At 40.5% G+C, this 16,790-nt stretch carries 12 protein-coding genes; all 12 read right to left on the bottom strand.

From position 1 onward, the window contains the following. Positions 1 to 2,935: 2,935 nt before the first annotated feature. Complete coding sequence (locus CCZ37_RS16025; RefSeq protein ID WP_094501500.1) at positions 2,936 to 3,688, bottom strand: SDR family oxidoreductase; 753 nt, start codon at positions 3,686 to 3,688, stop codon at positions 2,936 to 2,938. A 154-nt stretch (positions 3,689 to 3,842) separates the two neighbouring features. After that, on the bottom strand, positions 3,843 to 4,352 hold the full coding sequence (locus CCZ37_RS16030) for a P-loop NTPase family protein (RefSeq protein ID WP_094501502.1): 510 nt from the start codon (positions 4,350 to 4,352) through the stop codon (positions 3,843 to 3,845). Between the two features lie 145 nt (positions 4,353 to 4,497). Then, positions 4,498 to 4,914, bottom strand: coding sequence for a hypothetical protein (locus CCZ37_RS16035; protein ID WP_094501504.1), 417 nt, complete (start codon positions 4,912 to 4,914; stop codon positions 4,498 to 4,500). 1,222 nt (positions 4,915 to 6,136) lie between these two features. Next, entirely contained in the window at positions 6,137 to 6,442 is a 306-nt protein-coding gene (locus CCZ37_RS16050) for a hypothetical protein (protein WP_198041669.1), read from the bottom strand. 1,199 nt (positions 6,443 to 7,641) lie between these two features. Beyond that, positions 7,642 to 8,493 (bottom strand): TIR domain-containing protein, encoded by an 852-nt coding sequence (locus CCZ37_RS16060; RefSeq protein WP_094501508.1) that lies wholly within the window; start codon positions 8,491 to 8,493, stop codon positions 7,642 to 7,644. 1,614 nt (positions 8,494 to 10,107) lie between these two features. Beyond that, the gene (locus CCZ37_RS16070) at positions 10,108 to 10,431 is read right to left on the bottom strand and encodes a hypothetical protein (protein WP_094501512.1); all 324 of its coding nucleotides are present in this window, start codon (positions 10,429 to 10,431) and stop codon (positions 10,108 to 10,110) included. A 716-nt stretch (positions 10,432 to 11,147) separates the two neighbouring features. Next, positions 11,148 to 11,924, bottom strand: a complete 777-nt coding sequence (locus tag CCZ37_RS16080) for a hypothetical protein (protein WP_094501514.1) — start codon at positions 11,922 to 11,924, stop codon at positions 11,148 to 11,150. A 141-nt stretch (positions 11,925 to 12,065) separates the two neighbouring features. After that, entirely contained in the window at positions 12,066 to 12,824 is a 759-nt protein-coding gene (locus CCZ37_RS16090; protein WP_094501516.1) for a hypothetical protein, read from the bottom strand. Between the two features lie 136 nt (positions 12,825 to 12,960). Further along, positions 12,961 to 13,788 (bottom strand): hypothetical protein, encoded by an 828-nt coding sequence (locus CCZ37_RS16095; protein ID WP_094501518.1) that lies wholly within the window; start codon positions 13,786 to 13,788, stop codon positions 12,961 to 12,963. A gap of 689 nt (positions 13,789 to 14,477) precedes the next feature. Continuing rightward, a complete protein-coding gene (locus tag CCZ37_RS19230) occupies positions 14,478 to 15,218 on the bottom strand; it encodes a hypothetical protein (RefSeq protein ID WP_208613945.1) in 741 nt (246 codons plus the stop codon). Positions 15,219 to 15,251: 33 nt separating this feature from the next. Then, positions 15,252 to 15,704, bottom strand: a complete 453-nt coding sequence (locus CCZ37_RS16115; RefSeq protein WP_157729220.1) for a hypothetical protein — start codon at positions 15,702 to 15,704, stop codon at positions 15,252 to 15,254. 183 nt (positions 15,705 to 15,887) lie between these two features. Continuing rightward, a complete protein-coding gene (locus tag CCZ37_RS16120) occupies positions 15,888 to 16,169 on the bottom strand; it encodes a hypothetical protein (protein WP_170887982.1) in 282 nt (93 codons plus the stop codon). Positions 16,170 to 16,790: the final 621 nt, after the last annotated feature.

Consider the following 16,790-nt stretch of genomic DNA (forward strand, 5'->3'; position numbering starts at 1 on the left):
CTTTTGGAACAGACAAGTTCAACGGGCGAAAAATTCAGCAAGTGCAAAACGCTCGATAAACTTGCCCTTTCCACACTTTGCGCACGCTGAATTGACAACAAAACAGCACCAAAACTCATTGAGGCAAACAAAGAGCCTTGCCTGTTTTACGGTTTGAGTAAACCACGAATCTGAGGGTGAAAGTGCTCATTTGCCGACAACACAAAACGAATGGCCAGAGAAATCCCAAAAGATTGAGCCCCTAAATTTACCTGAGTTGCATAACGCCCGCTTAAGGGGCAGCCAACGCTACTACTAACTTTCCGCATAACACCGTAATCACAAAAACCAACGCATAGTAGAAATGCCGCGCGTTGGCTGTCCCTCTTGAAGCGTTTGTTAGGCCAACCAATTGACATCGACACTTTCACAACCAAAGAACGAGCTTTTTTGTAAACTTAAAACAAACTAACCGATTCATTTATAAACCAAAATGTTAAATCAGCAAAGAAACAAAAAAACTCAAATTGAGCGGTTTGGAAGAAAAGTGACGAGCGTAGCATGCTCGGCGGACGTTTGGATGCTGAAGGTTATTTTGCCGCTGAATTTACAGCGCTAAGCAACCCAACGCGATCAAGAAACAACAAATAGGTGATGATTATTTATTGCTTAAGTTCAGCAATGAGAACATCGAATTTACCGTTCAATTTCAACTCGATTTAGCTGATAAAAACTCACCTTGCCTAACGCCCGGCTAAGGGGTTGACAACGCACCGCCAGACTCAAAAAACACACCGTAAACACTGAACTTCAATTTTGCACTAAAGTCGCCACGCGTTGGCAATCCCTCTTGAGCCGTTTGTTATGCAAATTCAATAAGATAAACTGACTTTACTCGATCAAAAGCCACCATTGCAATGGTTGAGTGATTCAAGAATCAACCCAAGCAAGAGCCATGATAAATAAGCCGCCAAAACAAAGTCCACCGTTCAACAACAAACCAAGCTTTTGAATGAGACAAACTCAACAAGCAAGACTTTCAGCAAGTGCAAAATGCTCGATAAACTTGCCCTTTCCACACTTTGCGCCCGCTAAATTCACAACAAACCAGCACCAAAACTCATTGAGGCAAACAAAGAAATTTGCCTGTTTTACGGTTTGAGTGAACCATGAATTTTAGGGTAAAAAAGCTCATTTGCCGACAAAACAAAACGAATGGCCGGAGAAATCCAAAAGATTGAACCCCTAAATTTACCTGAGTTGCATAACGCCCGGCTAAGGGGTTGACAACGCACCGCCGAACTCAAAAAAACACACCGTAAACACTGAACTTCAATTTTGCACTAAAGTCGCCACGCGTTGGCAATCCCTCTTGAGCCGTTTGTTATGCAAATTCAATAAGATAAACTGAATTTACACGACCAAAAGCCACAATTGCAATGGTTGAGTAATTCAAGAACCAACCGAAGCCAGAGCCGTGATAAATAAGCCGCCAAAACAAAGTCCACCTTTCAACAACAAATCAAGCTTTTGAATGAGGCAAACCCAACAAGCAAGATTTTCAGCAAGTACAAAATGCTCAATAAACTTGCCCTTTCCACACTTTGCGCACGCTGAATTGGCAACAAACCAGCACCAAAACTGATTGAGACAAACAAAGAACTTTGCCTGTTTTACGGCTTGAGTTAGCCACGAATTTGAGGGTAAAAAAGCTCATTTGCCGACAACGCAAAACGAATAGCCGGAGAAATCCCAAAAGATTGAACCCCTAAATTTACCTGAGTTGCATAACGCACGGCTAAGGGGTTGACAACGCACCGCCGAACTCAAAAAACACACTGTAAACACTGAACTTCAATTTTGCACTAAAACCGCCACGCGTTGGCAATCCCTCTTGAGCCATTTGTTATGCAAATTCAATGAGATAAACTGAATTTACACGACCCAAAGCCACAATTACAATGGTTGAGTGATTCAAGAACCAACCCAAGCCAGAGCCGTGATAAATAAGCCGCCAAAACAAAGCCCACCCTTCAGCAACAAACCAAGCTTTTGAATGAGACAAACCCTACAAGCAATACTTTCAGCAAGTGCAAAATGCTCGATAAACTTGCCCTTTCCACACTTTGCGCCCACTGAATTTACAACGCGCCAGCGCTAAAACTGATTGAGGCAAACAAAGAACCTTGCCTGTTTTACGGCTTGAGTAAACCACGAATTTTAGGGTAAAAATGCTCACTTGCCGACAACACAAAACGAATGGCCGGAGAAACCTCAAAAGATTGAACCCCTAAATTTACCTGAGTTGCATAACGCTCGGCTAAGGGGTTGACAACGCACCGCCGGACTTAAAAAACACACTGTAAACTCTGAATTTCAATTTTGCACTAAAACCGCCAAGCGTTGGCAATCCCTCTTGAGCCGTTTGTTATGCAAATTCAATGAGATAAACCAAATTTACACGACCAAAGGCCACAATTGCAATGGTTGAGTGATTCAAGAACCAACCTAAGCAAGAACTGTAATAAATGAGCTGCCAAAACAAAGCCCACCTTTCAACAACCAACCAAGCTTTTGAATGAGACAAACTCAACGAGCGAAACCTTCAGCAAGTACAAAATGCTCGATAAACTTGCCCTTTCCACACTTTGCACCCGCTAAATTCACAACAAACCAGCACCAAAACTCATTGAGGCAAACAAAGAACCTTGCCTGTTTTACGGCTTGAGCGAACCACGAATTTTAGGGTAAAAATGCTCATTTGCCGACAACACAAAACGAATGGCCGGAGAAATCCCAAAAGATTGAGCCCCTAAATTTACCTGAGTTGCATAACGCCCGCTTAAGGGGCAGCCAACGCCACTACCAACTTACTGCATAACACCGTAACCACAAAAACCAACGCATAGTAAAAATGCCGCGCGTTGGCTGTCCCTCTTGAAGCGTTTGTTATGCATTACAAACCACCGGCTAAATCTAGAAAGTTACCTGTGGAAAATGATGATTTTTCAGACGCTAACCAATAAATAGCCTCAGCAACTTCATCAGGCAAACCACCCCGTTGCATTGGGATTTTATTTTTGAGTCGTTCTATACGGTCAGGCTCTCCACCGTCAGCGTGCATATCGGTATAAATCAATCCTGGGCGAACACAGTTAACTCTGATACCTTCCGCGGCAACTTCCAACGACAGACCTTTTGTTAACGTGTCAATTGCACCCTTTGACGCTGCATAATCGATGTATTCATTCGGTGAACCTGTTCGAGCGGCTCCCGAAGAAACATTAACTATGACACCACCGAGACCACCATGACGAGTTGACATTCGTTTCACTACTTCACGACAACACAAGAAATAACCTGTCACATTGTTTATGAGAATTGAGTTAATCCTCTCTGCACTCATTTCGTCTAAGCGCATCTGCTTCTTTAAGATACCAGCATTGTTGACAAGAACAGAAACAACACCAAGCTCTTGGTCAACGGTTTCAAACAGTTTAACAACATCACCTTCTTTGGAAACGTCAGCTTGAACCGCAATACAATGACCACCTAACGCTTTGATTTCTTCAACGAGAGTATTAGCAGCCTCAGCATTAGATTTGTAATTTATGCATACGGAAAAACCGTTTTGAGCAAAAAGCTTTGCTGTCGCCGCACCAATCCCTCGGCTACCGCCAGTAATAACAACTACTTTTTGAACGCTCATTATTCATCCTTTTAACGCTGAATTTGATGTAATGCATAACGCCCGGCTAAGGGGTTGACAACGCACCACCGAACTCAAAAAATACACTGTAAACACTGAATTTCAATTTTGCACCAAAGTCGCCATGCGTTGGCAATCCCTCTTGAGCCGTTTGTTAGCATGCTGTTCCCGCTGCAAAAGAACTAACCTGCAAACGTGATGTAAAACGCACTTTAATACCAGAAAAATTGCTGAAAAGATAATCATGGAACTGTCTTGAACTTTTTGATGTACGAATCGAATATTCAGACGCCCAAGTCAGTAGTTCTTTGAAATTTTTATCGGCTTCTACTACATCAAGTTGCTTTGAACTTTCTGAACCACGAGCAAGTAACGAAGCCTTACATACTGCCCAATTTAGATCCAAAAACAACAAAGTGTCCGCATGTGGGATCAACTCTTCTATTAAAGCACCAAATACACCTTCAACAATCCAAGATGGATCCATACTCAATTTTACCAGTTCACTTTTTATAGTTTCAGGAGAGCGTTTCTGGTTATAGCCACCAGGTTCCCAAACAACTGAATCCAAGTGAACTTCTTTTAGTCTAAGTCTCTTTGATAACTGTCCTGACAACCAACTTTTACCTGAACCAGAGTTTCCGATGATAAGGATCTTTTTCATGCTACCTCTGCATGCTAACGCCGCATTAAGGTGTGAGCAACGCTACCACGAAACCTAACTAGACAACCGTAAACACTAGACCCAACGATGGAATGAAAAATGCCATGCGTTGGGAATCACTCTTAAATGCTTTGTTAACTGCTTGCTATAGTTTTCGTTCCTGTAAAACCTTATTTAACCCAAGCCCAGAGAAATATAAGGTAGCTGAAAATTTACACGTTTCTGTCGGATTGATAAGATCTATTTGCAGATCTTTGCACATAGAAATAAACAAATTATGGAATGACGTAGTATTCGTAAAAGACTGATACATAAGATCTTCTTTTTCACCATAATAGTCGCCATACTCGTAGGCGTAATTCTCAATTACATTAAAAGCGACAAAGTCCGCAGATTTTTCATCTATGAAATCCATTTTTAAAGCACTTTCATATATACGCTTTAGATAGTCATAATCATAACCTCTGGCATCAAAGTGGTTTTTCGTTGATGATGCCTTATCCCATAACCATCTATGTGCTTGCTCAAATTCGTTCAAGGCTTTGTCTTCTTCATATTTCATGTTTCTTATTTCTAATGTTACCTATATGCCTACCAGCAGTTAACGCCCGGCTAAGGGGTTGACAACGCACCACCGAACTTAAAAAAAAACACTGTAAACACTGAATTTCAATTTTGCACTAAAGTCGCCAAGCGTTGGCAATCCCTCTTGAGCCGTTTGTTATGCAAATTCAATAAGATAAATTGACTTTACTCGATCAAAAACCACAATTGCAATGGTTGAGTAATTCAAGAACCAACCCAAGCCAGAGCCGTGATAAATAAGCTGCCAAAACAAAGTCCACCTTTCGGCAACAAACCAAGCTTTTGAATCAGGAAAACTTAACGAGCGAAACCTTCAGCAAGTGCAAAAATGCTCGATAAACTTGCCCTTTCCACACTTTGCGCCCACTGAATTTACAACGCGCCAGCGCTAAAACTGATTGAGGCAAACAAAGAACCTTGCCTGTTTTACGGCTTGAGTAAACCACGAATTTTAGGGTAAAAATGCTCACTTGCCGACAACACAAAACGAATGGCCGGAGAAACCTCAAAAGATTGAACCCCTAAATTTACCTGAGTTGCATAACGCCCGGCTAAGGGGTTGACAACGCACCGCCGAACTTAAAAAACACACTGTAAACACTGAACTTCAATTTCGCACTAAAGTCGCCACGCGTTGACAATCCCTCTTGAGCCGTTTGTTATGCAAATTCAATGAGATAAACTAACTTTACTCGATCAAAAACCACAATTGCAATGGTTGAGTGATTCAAGAATCAACCCAAGCAAGAACTGTGATAAATAAGCCGCCAAAACAAAGTTCACCCTTCAGCAACAAACCAAGCTTTTGAATGAGACAAACTCAACAAGCAAGACTTTCAGCAACTGCAAAACGCTCGATAAACTTGCCCTTTCCACACTTTGCGCCCGCTAAATTCACAATAAACCAGCGCAAAAACTGATTGAGGCAAACAAAGAACCTTGTCTGTTTTACGGTTTAAGTTAACCACGAATTTGAGGGCAAAAATGCTCATTTGCCGACGACACCAAACGAATGGCCGGAGAAATCCTAAAAGATTGAACCCCTAAATTTACCTGAGTTGCATAACGCCCGGTTAAGGGGCAACCAACGCTACACCAAGCTTCCGCATAACACAGTAACCACAAAAACCAACGCATAGTAAAAATGCCACGCGTTGGTTGTCCCTCTTGAACCGTTTGTTATGTGCGTACTTTTTGAGTTAGCAGAGTCTCCAAGGACCAGACTCTACCACCTGAACAACTACACCTTCTTGCTCAAGCTGTCGTAGCAAGGCTACTAGCCAATATTGTTGGTTCGATGGGCTTGCTTTACGCTGCTCTCCCCAGCCAAGACCACAACGCCTAAAAATTTCTGCCTGCTTCATTCCAAGGCTGTTTGGGGAGCAGTCAGGATGACTTTGCATAAACTCAACAACTAAACCTTTGGCGTGATTTCGTAACAACTCACCTTTTGACTCAAAACTATCCATACTGAACACCTTTCCACTTTGACGTAACTTAATCATTGTGAATTTCCTAATTTCTAGGCAAAAGCACATAACGCCCGGTTAAGGGGCTGACAACGCAAAACACTGAACTCAAAATAACAACCGTAATCACAAAGGCCGATTTGAACAAAAACCGCCACGCGTTGGCAGTCCCTCTTTAACCGTTTGTTATGCAAATTCAATAAGATAAACTGACTTTACTCGATCAAAAGCCACGATTGCAATGGTTGAGTGATTCAAGAACCAACCCAAGCAAGAACTGTGATAAATGAGCCGCCAAAACAAAGTCCACCTTTCAACAACCAACCAAGCTTTTGAATGAGACAAACTCAACAAGCAAGACTTTCAGCAACTGTAAAACGCTCGATAAACTTGCTCTTTCCACACTTTGCGCACGCTGAATTGGCAACGAACCAGCGCTAAAATTGATTGAGGCAAACAAAGAACCTTAGCTGTTTTACGGCTTGAGTGAACCACGGATTTGAGGGTAAAAGTGCTCATTTGCCGACAACACAAAACGAATGGCCGGAGAAATCCAAAAGATTGAGCCCCTAAATTTACCTGAGTTGCATAACGCCCGGCTAAGGGGTTGACAACGCACCACCGAACTCAAAAAACACACTGTAAACACTGAACTTCAATTTTGCACTAAAGCCGCCACGCGTTGGCAATCCCTCTTGAGCCGTTTGTTATGCAAATTCAATAAGATAAACCGACTTTTCACGACCAAAAGCCACAATTGCAATGGTTGAGTAATTCAAGAACCAAACCAAGCCAGAGCCATGATAAATAAGCTGCCAAAACAAAGTTCACCTTTCAACAACAAACCAAGCTTTTGAATGAGACAAACTCAACAAGCAAGATTTTCAGCAAGTACAAAATGCTCAATAAACTTGCCCTTTCCACACTTTGCGCACGCTGAATTGGCAACAAACCAGCACCAAAACTGATTGAGGCAAACAAAGAACTTTGCCTGTTTTACGGCTTGAGTTAACCACGAATTTTAGGGTAAAAAAGCTCATTTGCCGACAACACAAAACGAATGGCCGGAGAAATCCAAAAGATTGAACCCCTAAATTTACCTGAGTTGCATAACGCCCGCTTAAGGGGCAGCCAACGCTACTATTAACTTTCCGCATAACACCGTAACCACAAAAACCAACGCATAGTAAAAATACCACGCGTTGGCTGTCCCTCTTGAAGCGTTTGTTAAGTGTTTACAACACCTTATTCATGTCAACGTTATACCCTGCTTTTCGTAACTCTTTCGCTAAAGCAATTTTCCATGCACCATGATCATCCAGGCTCACGTAAACCACGCCACTAATATCATTAGGAGTTTCTACTTGTCCTTTAACAAGGGCGCAAACATTACCTCTTTTTAATTTTCCAATGAGGTATCCATGTTCAAACACTACATTTTGACGTGCTCTTGGTGAAGGTTGAAAATTTTCTTCATTTTTAGCACCTAAATCACATGGGGTATAGAGAACTACTCCAAAGCCAACATTTGAATAGTTTTCAATCTTTTCAATTATCGTGTCTCCACCGCTAGCTTGCTCATGTAAAATTATAGGTTCAAAGTCTAGATCCTTTATAAAGCTTGAAACCTCTAGCTTTGCCAAATTATCATGCCCATGAACGACGAACACTTGATTTTTATTCATAACACAGTTCTTGTCGTCATCGGTATCACTTACAATTGAAGGCTGATTGTCATTAATTTTCTTTGCTTCGATAAATATTTCTTTTGTTATATCTCTTGTATGAGAATCAGATTGAACGGCTGATTCACGACTAATAAAGAAAATCACACCGGGAGCGAGGTTATTGTTAGCGTTTTTCGATAGCGTTGAACTATCAAGTTCACTCTCTCGCACAACAATGCGTACGATTTCTGATTTAGTAAGAAAATAACCATCAAACTGAAATTCATGCTCAGAAAGATATGGAGCAACGATTTCACTAATAATTTTAGATTTATCTGTAAAATCAAGCTCAAAAATTTGCTTGTTCTTCTTGTTCTTACCCGTCTTTTCTTTTGTTTCGATTAACACATGATAAAACATTTGTTCTCCTTAATTAATTTGAAACACTTAACGCCCGGCTAAGGGGTTGACAACGCACCACCGAACTCAAAAAACACACTGTAAACGCTGAACTTCAATTTTGCACCAAAGCCGCCAAGCGTTGGCAATCCCTCTTGAGCCGTTTGTTATGCAAATTCAATGAGATAAATCGACTTTACACGACCAAAAACCACAATTGCAATGGCTGAGTGATTCAAGAATCAACCCAAGCCAGAACTGCGATAAATAAGCCGCCAAAACAAAGTTCACCTTTCAACAACAAACCAAGCTTTTGAATCAGGAAAACTCAACAAGCAAGACTTTCAGAAAATGCGAAATGCTCGATTAACTTGCCCTTTCCACACTTTGCGCCCGCTAAATTCACAACAAACCAGCACCAAAACTCATTGAGGCAAACAAAGAACCTTGCCTGTTTTACGGCTTGAGTGAACCACGAATTTTAGGGTAAAAATGCTCATTTGCCGACAACACAAAACGAATAGCCGGAGAAATCCCAAAAGTTTGAGCCCCTAAATTTACCTGAGTTGCATAACGCCCGGTTAAGGGGTTGACAACGCACCACTAAACTCAAAAAATACACTGTAAACACTTAACTTCAATTTTGCATTAAAATCGACGAGCGTTGGCAATCCCTCTTTAACCGTTTGTTAGGCCAACCGATTGACAACAATGCTTTCAAAACCCAAGAACAAGGCTTTTTGTAAATTTGAAACAAACTAAACCATTCATTTATAAACCAAAACTCTAACTCAGCAAAGAAACCAAAAAACTCAAATTGAGCGATTTGGAAGAAAAGTGACGAGCGTAGCATGCTCGGCGGACGTTTGGATGCTGAAGGTTATTTTACCGCTAAATTCACAACGCTAAACAACCCAACGCGATCAAGAAACAGCAAATATGTGATGATTATTTATTGCTTAAGTTCAGTCTGAGAACATCGTATTTACCGTTCAATTCCAACTCGATTTAGCTGATAAAAACTCACTTTGCCTAACGCCCGGCTAAGGGGTTGACAACGCACCACCGGACTCAAAAAACACACTGTAAACACTGAACTTCAATTTTGCACTAAAGCCGCCACGCGTTGGCAATCCCTCTTGAGCCGTTTGTTAGGCCAACTGATTGACACCGAGACTTTCAAAACCAAAGAACGAGCTTTTTTGTAAACTTGAAACAAACTAACCCATTCATTTATAAACCAAAATTCCAACTCAGCAAAGAAACAAAAAAACTCAAATTGAGCGATTTGGAAGAAAAGTGACGAGCGTAGCATGCTCGGCGGACGTTTGGATGCTGAAGGTTATTTTGCCGCTGAATTAACAACGCTAAACAACCTAACGCGATCAAGAAACAACAAATGTGTGATGACGATTTATTGCTTAACTTAAGCCAGAAAACATGGAATTTACCGTTCAATTCCAACTCGATTTAGCTGATAAAAACTCACCCTGCCTAACGCCCAATTAAGGGGTGAACAACGCTACCACCCAACCTAAAGCATTGTACCGTAACCACTAAAATTGAAGTAGAAACAAAAGTGCCAAGCGTTGTGAATCCCACTTAAATTGTTTGTTATATGCGTGCTGAATTGTCCTAAATGCCCCAAAGCCTTGCTAACAACAAACCAACTGAAACTAGTAGTGCCATACACGATACAACCAAGGTGAATGTATGACGTTTTGCTGTACGACGCCCCTCAATAAGAAAGGTCAGGTGTTTATATGCGTCCATCCAATGAATGTACTCTTTGTAAGTAGAATCATATAAATGTTGGTTACTGCTATCGCCGCCTTTATGTTCCACTGGGACTCGCGCCATGTGCTGTTTCAAAAGCAGTTCCAGCTCTGGCAGAGATTTATCCATTACATCAGGCTTGAAGATACTTCTTGTGGCATTCGCCATTTCATCAATTGTCATTTCGCCCTCTAAGTTATCTAAAAACGGAAAAGCATATAACGCCCGGCTAAGGGGTTGACAACGCACCGCCGAACTCAAAAAACACACTGTAAACCCTGAATTTCAATTTTGCACTAAAGCCGCCACGCGTTGGCAATCCCTCTTGAGCCGTTTGTTAGCTGCTGCACTTTAGCCGGAGATTGACTACCCAACGGCCTAATTTAAAACACATTATTGCTTTCAAACGACAAAGTAAAACGGACAATTTAGAAACTAAAACCTAATCCACGAAAAGCACTTGGCAAAGAAGAAATAACAGGAAAACTTGACGAGCTTCTAGGACTTAAATTTACAAAGAATTCTTTCGAAGAAGCCAACAACCAAGTGCGCAAAACCCATTTAGGCGCGAAAGAGCTTCAAAACCAAAGAAGCCACACCAAAGAAATAAACAAACACACCACTTCCCGTAAACAGACTTCGGTTAGTTCAAGCACTTCACGAACAGTGCCACTGGCGAGATACATGGAAAAATGCTGACTTTCAGGTGTAAAGCTAGAGCCTCAGACTAAGAAAAATAAGCGCTTAATTTTATGGTTTTTCTTAACCTCAGCTAACGCCACATTAAGGTGTGAGCAACGCAACCACGAAACTAAACCATACCACCGTAAACACAAAACCCAACGATGGAATGAAAATGCCAAGCGTTGGGAATCACTCTTAAATGTTTTGTTAGCAATCTAGTAACTAGGTAAGTCCAAAAAGGATTGCTCATAGTCACTGACTTCAGAGCCTGATAGTGTAGCTCTTATCGGTTCAAGCACTTCATTGTAGCGCTCCTTTAACCAGCTATATTTAACTTGTATATCTGGGCGTTTGCTATTTATTCCTGTTGCCAAAATATTTGCAATTTCGGATAAATATATAGGGTAATCTAACGCAGGTTCATCTAGCTCTTGCTGAGCAGATTTACCTATGTAGTCAATGAAATACATTCCATCAGAGTCTTTTTGTAGCAATGACATAACATACTGCATTTCTTCTTCTTCAGTATGTGCTTGAGATTTTGACTGTCCCGCTAGTTTAATTATTTCTTCGGATAAAATTACCCGCGGATAATTTGCAGCTTTACTTTCTAGCGTATATGCATCGATCATCGCTGGACCGAATAGATACTTGTCATTATGGACGACAGCTCCGATAGCTACCCCGCCACGGCATAGTATTCCTCGGTAGATTAGACGAATTAGTACATGCTGAATATCAAGCAATGTATTGAACACTTGACTCTCTTCATCAGAACAAAATGATATAACAACTGAGTCCGAGAACTGTGTTACAACTGTGTCTTGATTCTCTTCATCAATATCCAAGGTATCGCGGATACATTCTAACGCTTCGTAAATATGAGATATTTGTTCATCATTGTATGTATCATCTGAATTTAGAGTTTTCGATACCATTGACGAAAAGCCTAATATATCAATGAAACATACAACTCTGTTTTCATAAGTCATCACTTCCTCCTGATTGCTAACGCCCGGTTAAGGGGCAGACAACGCCACTACCAAGCTTCCGCATAACACCGTAACCACAAAAATCAACGCATAATAAAAATGCCGCGCGTTGGCTGTCCCTCTTGAACCGTTTGTTATATTTTATGTTAGTGTGATTTTTTCAACTACTTTTAGCAAAAACTGGCGCCCTTCTTCAGACTTGAATATCGCTACTAACGACTCTTTGATTTTTCCCTTATTCAGTTTAAGCCACATTCCTTTCGGATATTTAGGAGCACTTTCACTGGCGTTATCTAAAGCTTTACGTAGAGACTCAAGTTCACTACTGGAAATAGCACATTGCTCTTGCAGCTGTTCAACCCGTTTGTACAAAGTCTCAAGACTTTCCTTTAGCTTTGATACTTCACTTGCATCAAACTTGCTGGTCGGTTCGGCAATTTCATTAGGAAAAATTGCTTCAATTTGGCTTTCAAGATCATTTTCAGGGCTTTCTGGCAAACTATAGATTGACAGTAGTTCTGCCTCGATGTTGCTAGTCCAAGCGATGAAGCGTCGTGGAAATTCAGTCAAGCTTTTAATTGTCACATCATCAGTGGCTTTGATTGAACCTGGTGATTCTGTGGATACATACTTTGTTTTTGTCACTGTTTTTGTATCTGGCTCACCGTAAAATGAACTCGGCAAACCCAATGCTAAATGGTCTGATAGTCCCTTAGTTAATTTCAGTGTTTCCTCAAACTCTACTTCTTCCAGAGATATTTTGAATCCTTCATGGTGCTTAAACTCGATTGTCACCAAATCGCCATACGAAGGATACGTTATATCAAAATCCTCTAGACTAAATTGTGTTTTACACAGTGCAGCTTCTATTAATAGCCGAAAAGAATGATTTACTTGCACAAAACTCTCCTAAAATATAACGCCGCGTTAAGTGGTGAGCAACGCAGACCACCACACCTAACGCATTGTGCCGTAAACACTAAAGTTGGATCAAACTGAAAATGCCAAGCGTTGGGAATCCGTCTTAAACGCTTTGTTAGCCATCGCTTCTATGGCTCAAAAGACTGTCAATTAACACTCGAGACCTCTGTGATTTAGAAAAAAGATCGTCAGATAATTGATCGATATACTGTTTATGAGCAATTGCTTTTGCATGTTCATTGTTGAGCTCCATCATGAACTCTTCTTCCGTACCATCGCAGTCTTCGGGATTCACAATATATTCTGAAAAGTTCATCGCACGTGAGAAGTTCATTGAAGCACCTGATAATACAGTCTTACAAAGATCTACAAGTTGCATTTCTTCACTTACAAGACTTTGGGGAAGAATTGTCATATTGAGAGCTAAACACTCAGCATATTTATTGAAAGCAGCATTTGCTGCTGTATCAAATTTATTCCACCTTTGTTGGTGCATTTTTCGATACACAGAGTAGTCAGAAAGTCCCTCATTATTGCGTTCATCAATTTGAACTTTAAAGTATAGAGCCGCTTCCTCAACCCACATATGAGTGATATCAGTTAGAGCTTTAATTTCTTTAACGGCTAAATAGTGTTGTTGATTAAGTGTCAAAATGCTCGTTACTTTCATATCTAAGAACTTTGACTGCTGACTACCTAACACATCCAATTCTGACTTTATATGCGTTACTTCAATCTGAAGTTGCTTATTGAGTTCATTCTTCTTGCTTTCAAGTTGCCCCATTAATTGATTGTTCTTTTCTGCTAACTCTGATGCATACTTCGAGTCGATTTTTTTGAAAAACCATCCCTGACCAAATTTCGCTATTACAGCCAAAGTAAGCCCGGAACCGACTATAGCCGATGCAAGAGACTTTAATAATTCAATTGTTTCTGAAGACATCATACTTCCTCGAGATGGCTAACGCCCGGCTAAGGGGTTGACAACGCACCGCCGAACTCAAAAAACACACCGTAAACACTGAACTGCAATTTTGCACTAAAGTCGCCAAGCGTTGGCAATCCGTCTTGAGCCGTTTGTTAGCTGCTGCACTTTAGCCGGAGATTGGCTACCCAACGGCCTAATTTAAAACACATTATTGTTTTCAAGCGACAAAGTAAAACGGACAACTGAGAAACTAAAACCTAACCCACGAAACGCACTTGGCAAAGAAGAAATAACAGCAAAACTGACGAGCTTCTAAGACTTAAATTTACAAAGAATTCTTTCGAAGAAGCCAACAACCAAGTGCGCGAAATCAACTTAAGCGCGAAAGAGCTTCAAAACCAAAGAAGCCACACCAAAGAAATAAACAAGCACATCACTTCCCGTAAGAATGCTTCGGTTAGTTCAACCACTTCACGAACAGTGCCACTGGCGAGATACATGGAAAAGTGCTGACTTTCAGGTGTAAAGCTAGAGCCTCAGACTAAGAAAAATAAACGCTTAATTTTATGATTGTTCTTAACCTCAGCTAACGCCCGCTTAAGGGGCAGACAACGCTACTACCAACTTTCCGCATAACACCGTAACCACAAAAACCAATGCATAGTAAAAATGCCGCGCGTTGGCTGTCCCTCTTGAAGCGTTTGTTAGGAGTTTGTACCACAACTGTTAATCACCCTCAACACATAAGGATGAAGATCATAATAAAACCTCTCCATCAAGTCTTGAATATTATAACTTTGAAATTTATCCTCAAAATCTTTTTCTAAAAATTTAGCACTTGGAGAGTCACTAAATAAACCACTATCGACTCTCAATAAACGACGATGCTTTGAAATATTAACCAAAAGAGAAAGCTCATTATAAGAAGGTAATTTTTGCATTTCTTCAATTAACTTCCTCGTTTCATAAATATTATTATGATCACAAAAATTTTTAATTAAACGCCAATCAACATTTCGACTCTCTTTATCATCTTTAATCTGAAAAATTATATTTAAAATATATGGAACCGATTCGACTAATGAATGTAAACAACGAAAAAAAGCTATGGCATTTGCTTCAAAACCAATTCTATAATATTGAGGATTTTTTATTTCTTCATCGAGTTCACCATACATAGCAAGCTTATGATTCTTATAATTTCTGACAAACTCAGCATAATGATAACAACAATATTCACTCTGATAGCCAATGCTATCAAAAGCGCGATCAAATTTATATTTATCATTTAACGTGAGATCGTGATGTAATACTTTTTCTAAATTAGATTTATCTAGCTTGACCATAAAAACTCCTAACGCCCGGCTAAGGGGTTGACAACGCACCGCCAGACTCAAAAAACACACCGTAAACACTGAACTGCAATTTTGCACTAAAGTCGCCACGCGTTGGCAATCCCTCTTGAGCCGTTTGTTATGTTATTGATTTTCAATTGTTCCATAACAAGTCTTAAACGAACTTAGCAACGTATTAGATACATATTCCGATACTCGAGTATCCACTGTCGGTCTACTTAAAATAACATACAAATCTTTCCAGCTCGCTTTAGTCGCATCTCTCGCCAATTCCATGCCATAAAACGCGGATGATAAGCCACCAACTGGGTCTGTAATATCATTCGCTTGTTGATACTTTAACATCCAATCTTGGATGTTTTTCCTTAAATGATCTTCTGCTATTCGTATATCAATTTCATCTTCACTTGTAATCAACCCGTTGATTTTGGCTAGCCGATTACTAACCATTTGTTCATAACACTGATTATTTCTTACAAGTTCATCAGATGGTTCTTTCGCACAACCACTTATTATCACTGTACTAAAAACACAAAGCATCCATTTCATATAATCACCGAATTTAACAATTGCCATACCAAACATAACGCCCGGTTAAGGGGTGAGCAACGCAACGACCAACTCACCGCACAACACCGTAAACCAAAAAAATCAACGCATTACACAAATGCTGCGCGTTGCGAATCCCTCTTGAACCGTTTGTTATATTTTCGTTCTCAACCCTAATGTGACCGAGAGCTTAAGATCAACGAAAAACCATTAACAAACTGATACTTCTCGACTTTCTAAAACCGTAGCAGCTTCGGCTCGCTCAATAATTTTCAACAATACCGATTGAATTGATTCATCTTCACGAACATCTTTATCACTCGTAAATCGCTGAATTTGCGGTTCAGCATTTTCTTCAGACAAAAAGGTAATGACTACTTCGGTAGCGAAATCTGTCGTTTTACCGAAATACTCTAAAGATATTTGCGGATAACCTTTGAAACCTCTTTGTACTCGTTTCAATATGCGTTTTTTCGCCTTATCCACGTTCATCATGAATCCTTTTGATTGCTGAACTTAAAAAAAATATAACGCCCGGCTAAGGGGTTGACAACGCACCGCCGAACTCAAAAAACCACTGTAAACACTGAACTTCAATTTTGCACTAAAGTCGCCAAGCGTTGGCAATCCCTCTTGAGCCGTTTGTTATGCAAATTCAATGAGATAAACCGAATTTACACGACTAAAAACCACAATTGCAATAGTTGAGTGATTCAAGAACCAACCCAAGCAAGAACTTTGATAAATAAGCCGCCAAAACAAAGTCCACCTTTCAGCAACAAACCAAGCTTTTGAATGAGACAAACCCTACAAGCAATACTTTCAGCAAGTGCAAAATGCTCGATTAACTTGCCCTTTCCACACTTTGCGCCCACTGAATTTACAACGCGCCAGCGCTAAAACTGATTGAGGCAAACAAAGAACCTTGCCTGTTTTACGGCTTGAGTTCACCATGAATTTGAAGGTAAAAATGCTCATTTGCCGACAACGCAAAACGAATAGCCGGAGAAATCTAAAAAGATTGAACCCCTAAATTTACCTGAGTTGCATAACGCCCGGCTAAGGGGTTGACAACGCACCGCCGAACTCAAAAAACCACTGTAAACACTGAAC

The organism is Vibrio qinghaiensis, from assembly GCF_002257545.1.
Taxonomy (GTDB): Bacteria; Pseudomonadota; Gammaproteobacteria; order Enterobacterales; family Vibrionaceae; genus Vibrio; species Vibrio ordalii.

Bases quoted from the DNA above. Each gene is read 5' to 3' on its own strand.
- CCZ37_RS16025 (WP_094501500.1), bottom strand. From the start codon at position 3,688: ATGAGCGTTCAAAAAGTAGTTGTTATTACTGGCGGTAGCCGAGGGATT.
- CCZ37_RS16030 (WP_094501502.1), bottom strand. From the start codon at position 4,352: ATGAAAAAGATCCTTATCATCGGAAACTCTGGTTCAGGTAAAAGTTGG.
- CCZ37_RS16035 (WP_094501504.1), bottom strand. From the start codon at position 4,914: ATGAAATATGAAGAAGACAAAGCCTTGAACGAATTTGAGCAAGCACAT.
- CCZ37_RS16050 (WP_198041669.1), bottom strand. From the start codon at position 6,442: ATGATTAAGTTACGTCAAAGTGGAAAGGTGTTCAGTATGGATAGTTTT.
- CCZ37_RS16060 (WP_094501508.1), bottom strand. From the start codon at position 8,493: ATGTTTTATCATGTGTTAATCGAAACAAAAGAAAAGACGGGTAAGAAC.
- CCZ37_RS16070 (WP_094501512.1), bottom strand. From the start codon at position 10,431: ATGACAATTGATGAAATGGCGAATGCCACAAGAAGTATCTTCAAGCCT.
- CCZ37_RS16080 (WP_094501514.1), bottom strand. From the start codon at position 11,924: ATGACTTATGAAAACAGAGTTGTATGTTTCATTGATATATTAGGCTTT.
- CCZ37_RS16095 (WP_094501518.1), bottom strand. From the start codon at position 13,788: ATGTCTTCAGAAACAATTGAATTATTAAAGTCTCTTGCATCGGCTATA.
- CCZ37_RS16115 (WP_157729220.1), bottom strand. From the start codon at position 15,704: ATGGCAATTGTTAAATTCGGTGATTATATGAAATGGATGCTTTGTGTT.
- CCZ37_RS16120 (WP_170887982.1), bottom strand. From the start codon at position 16,169: ATGAACGTGGATAAGGCGAAAAAACGCATATTGAAACGAGTACAAAGA.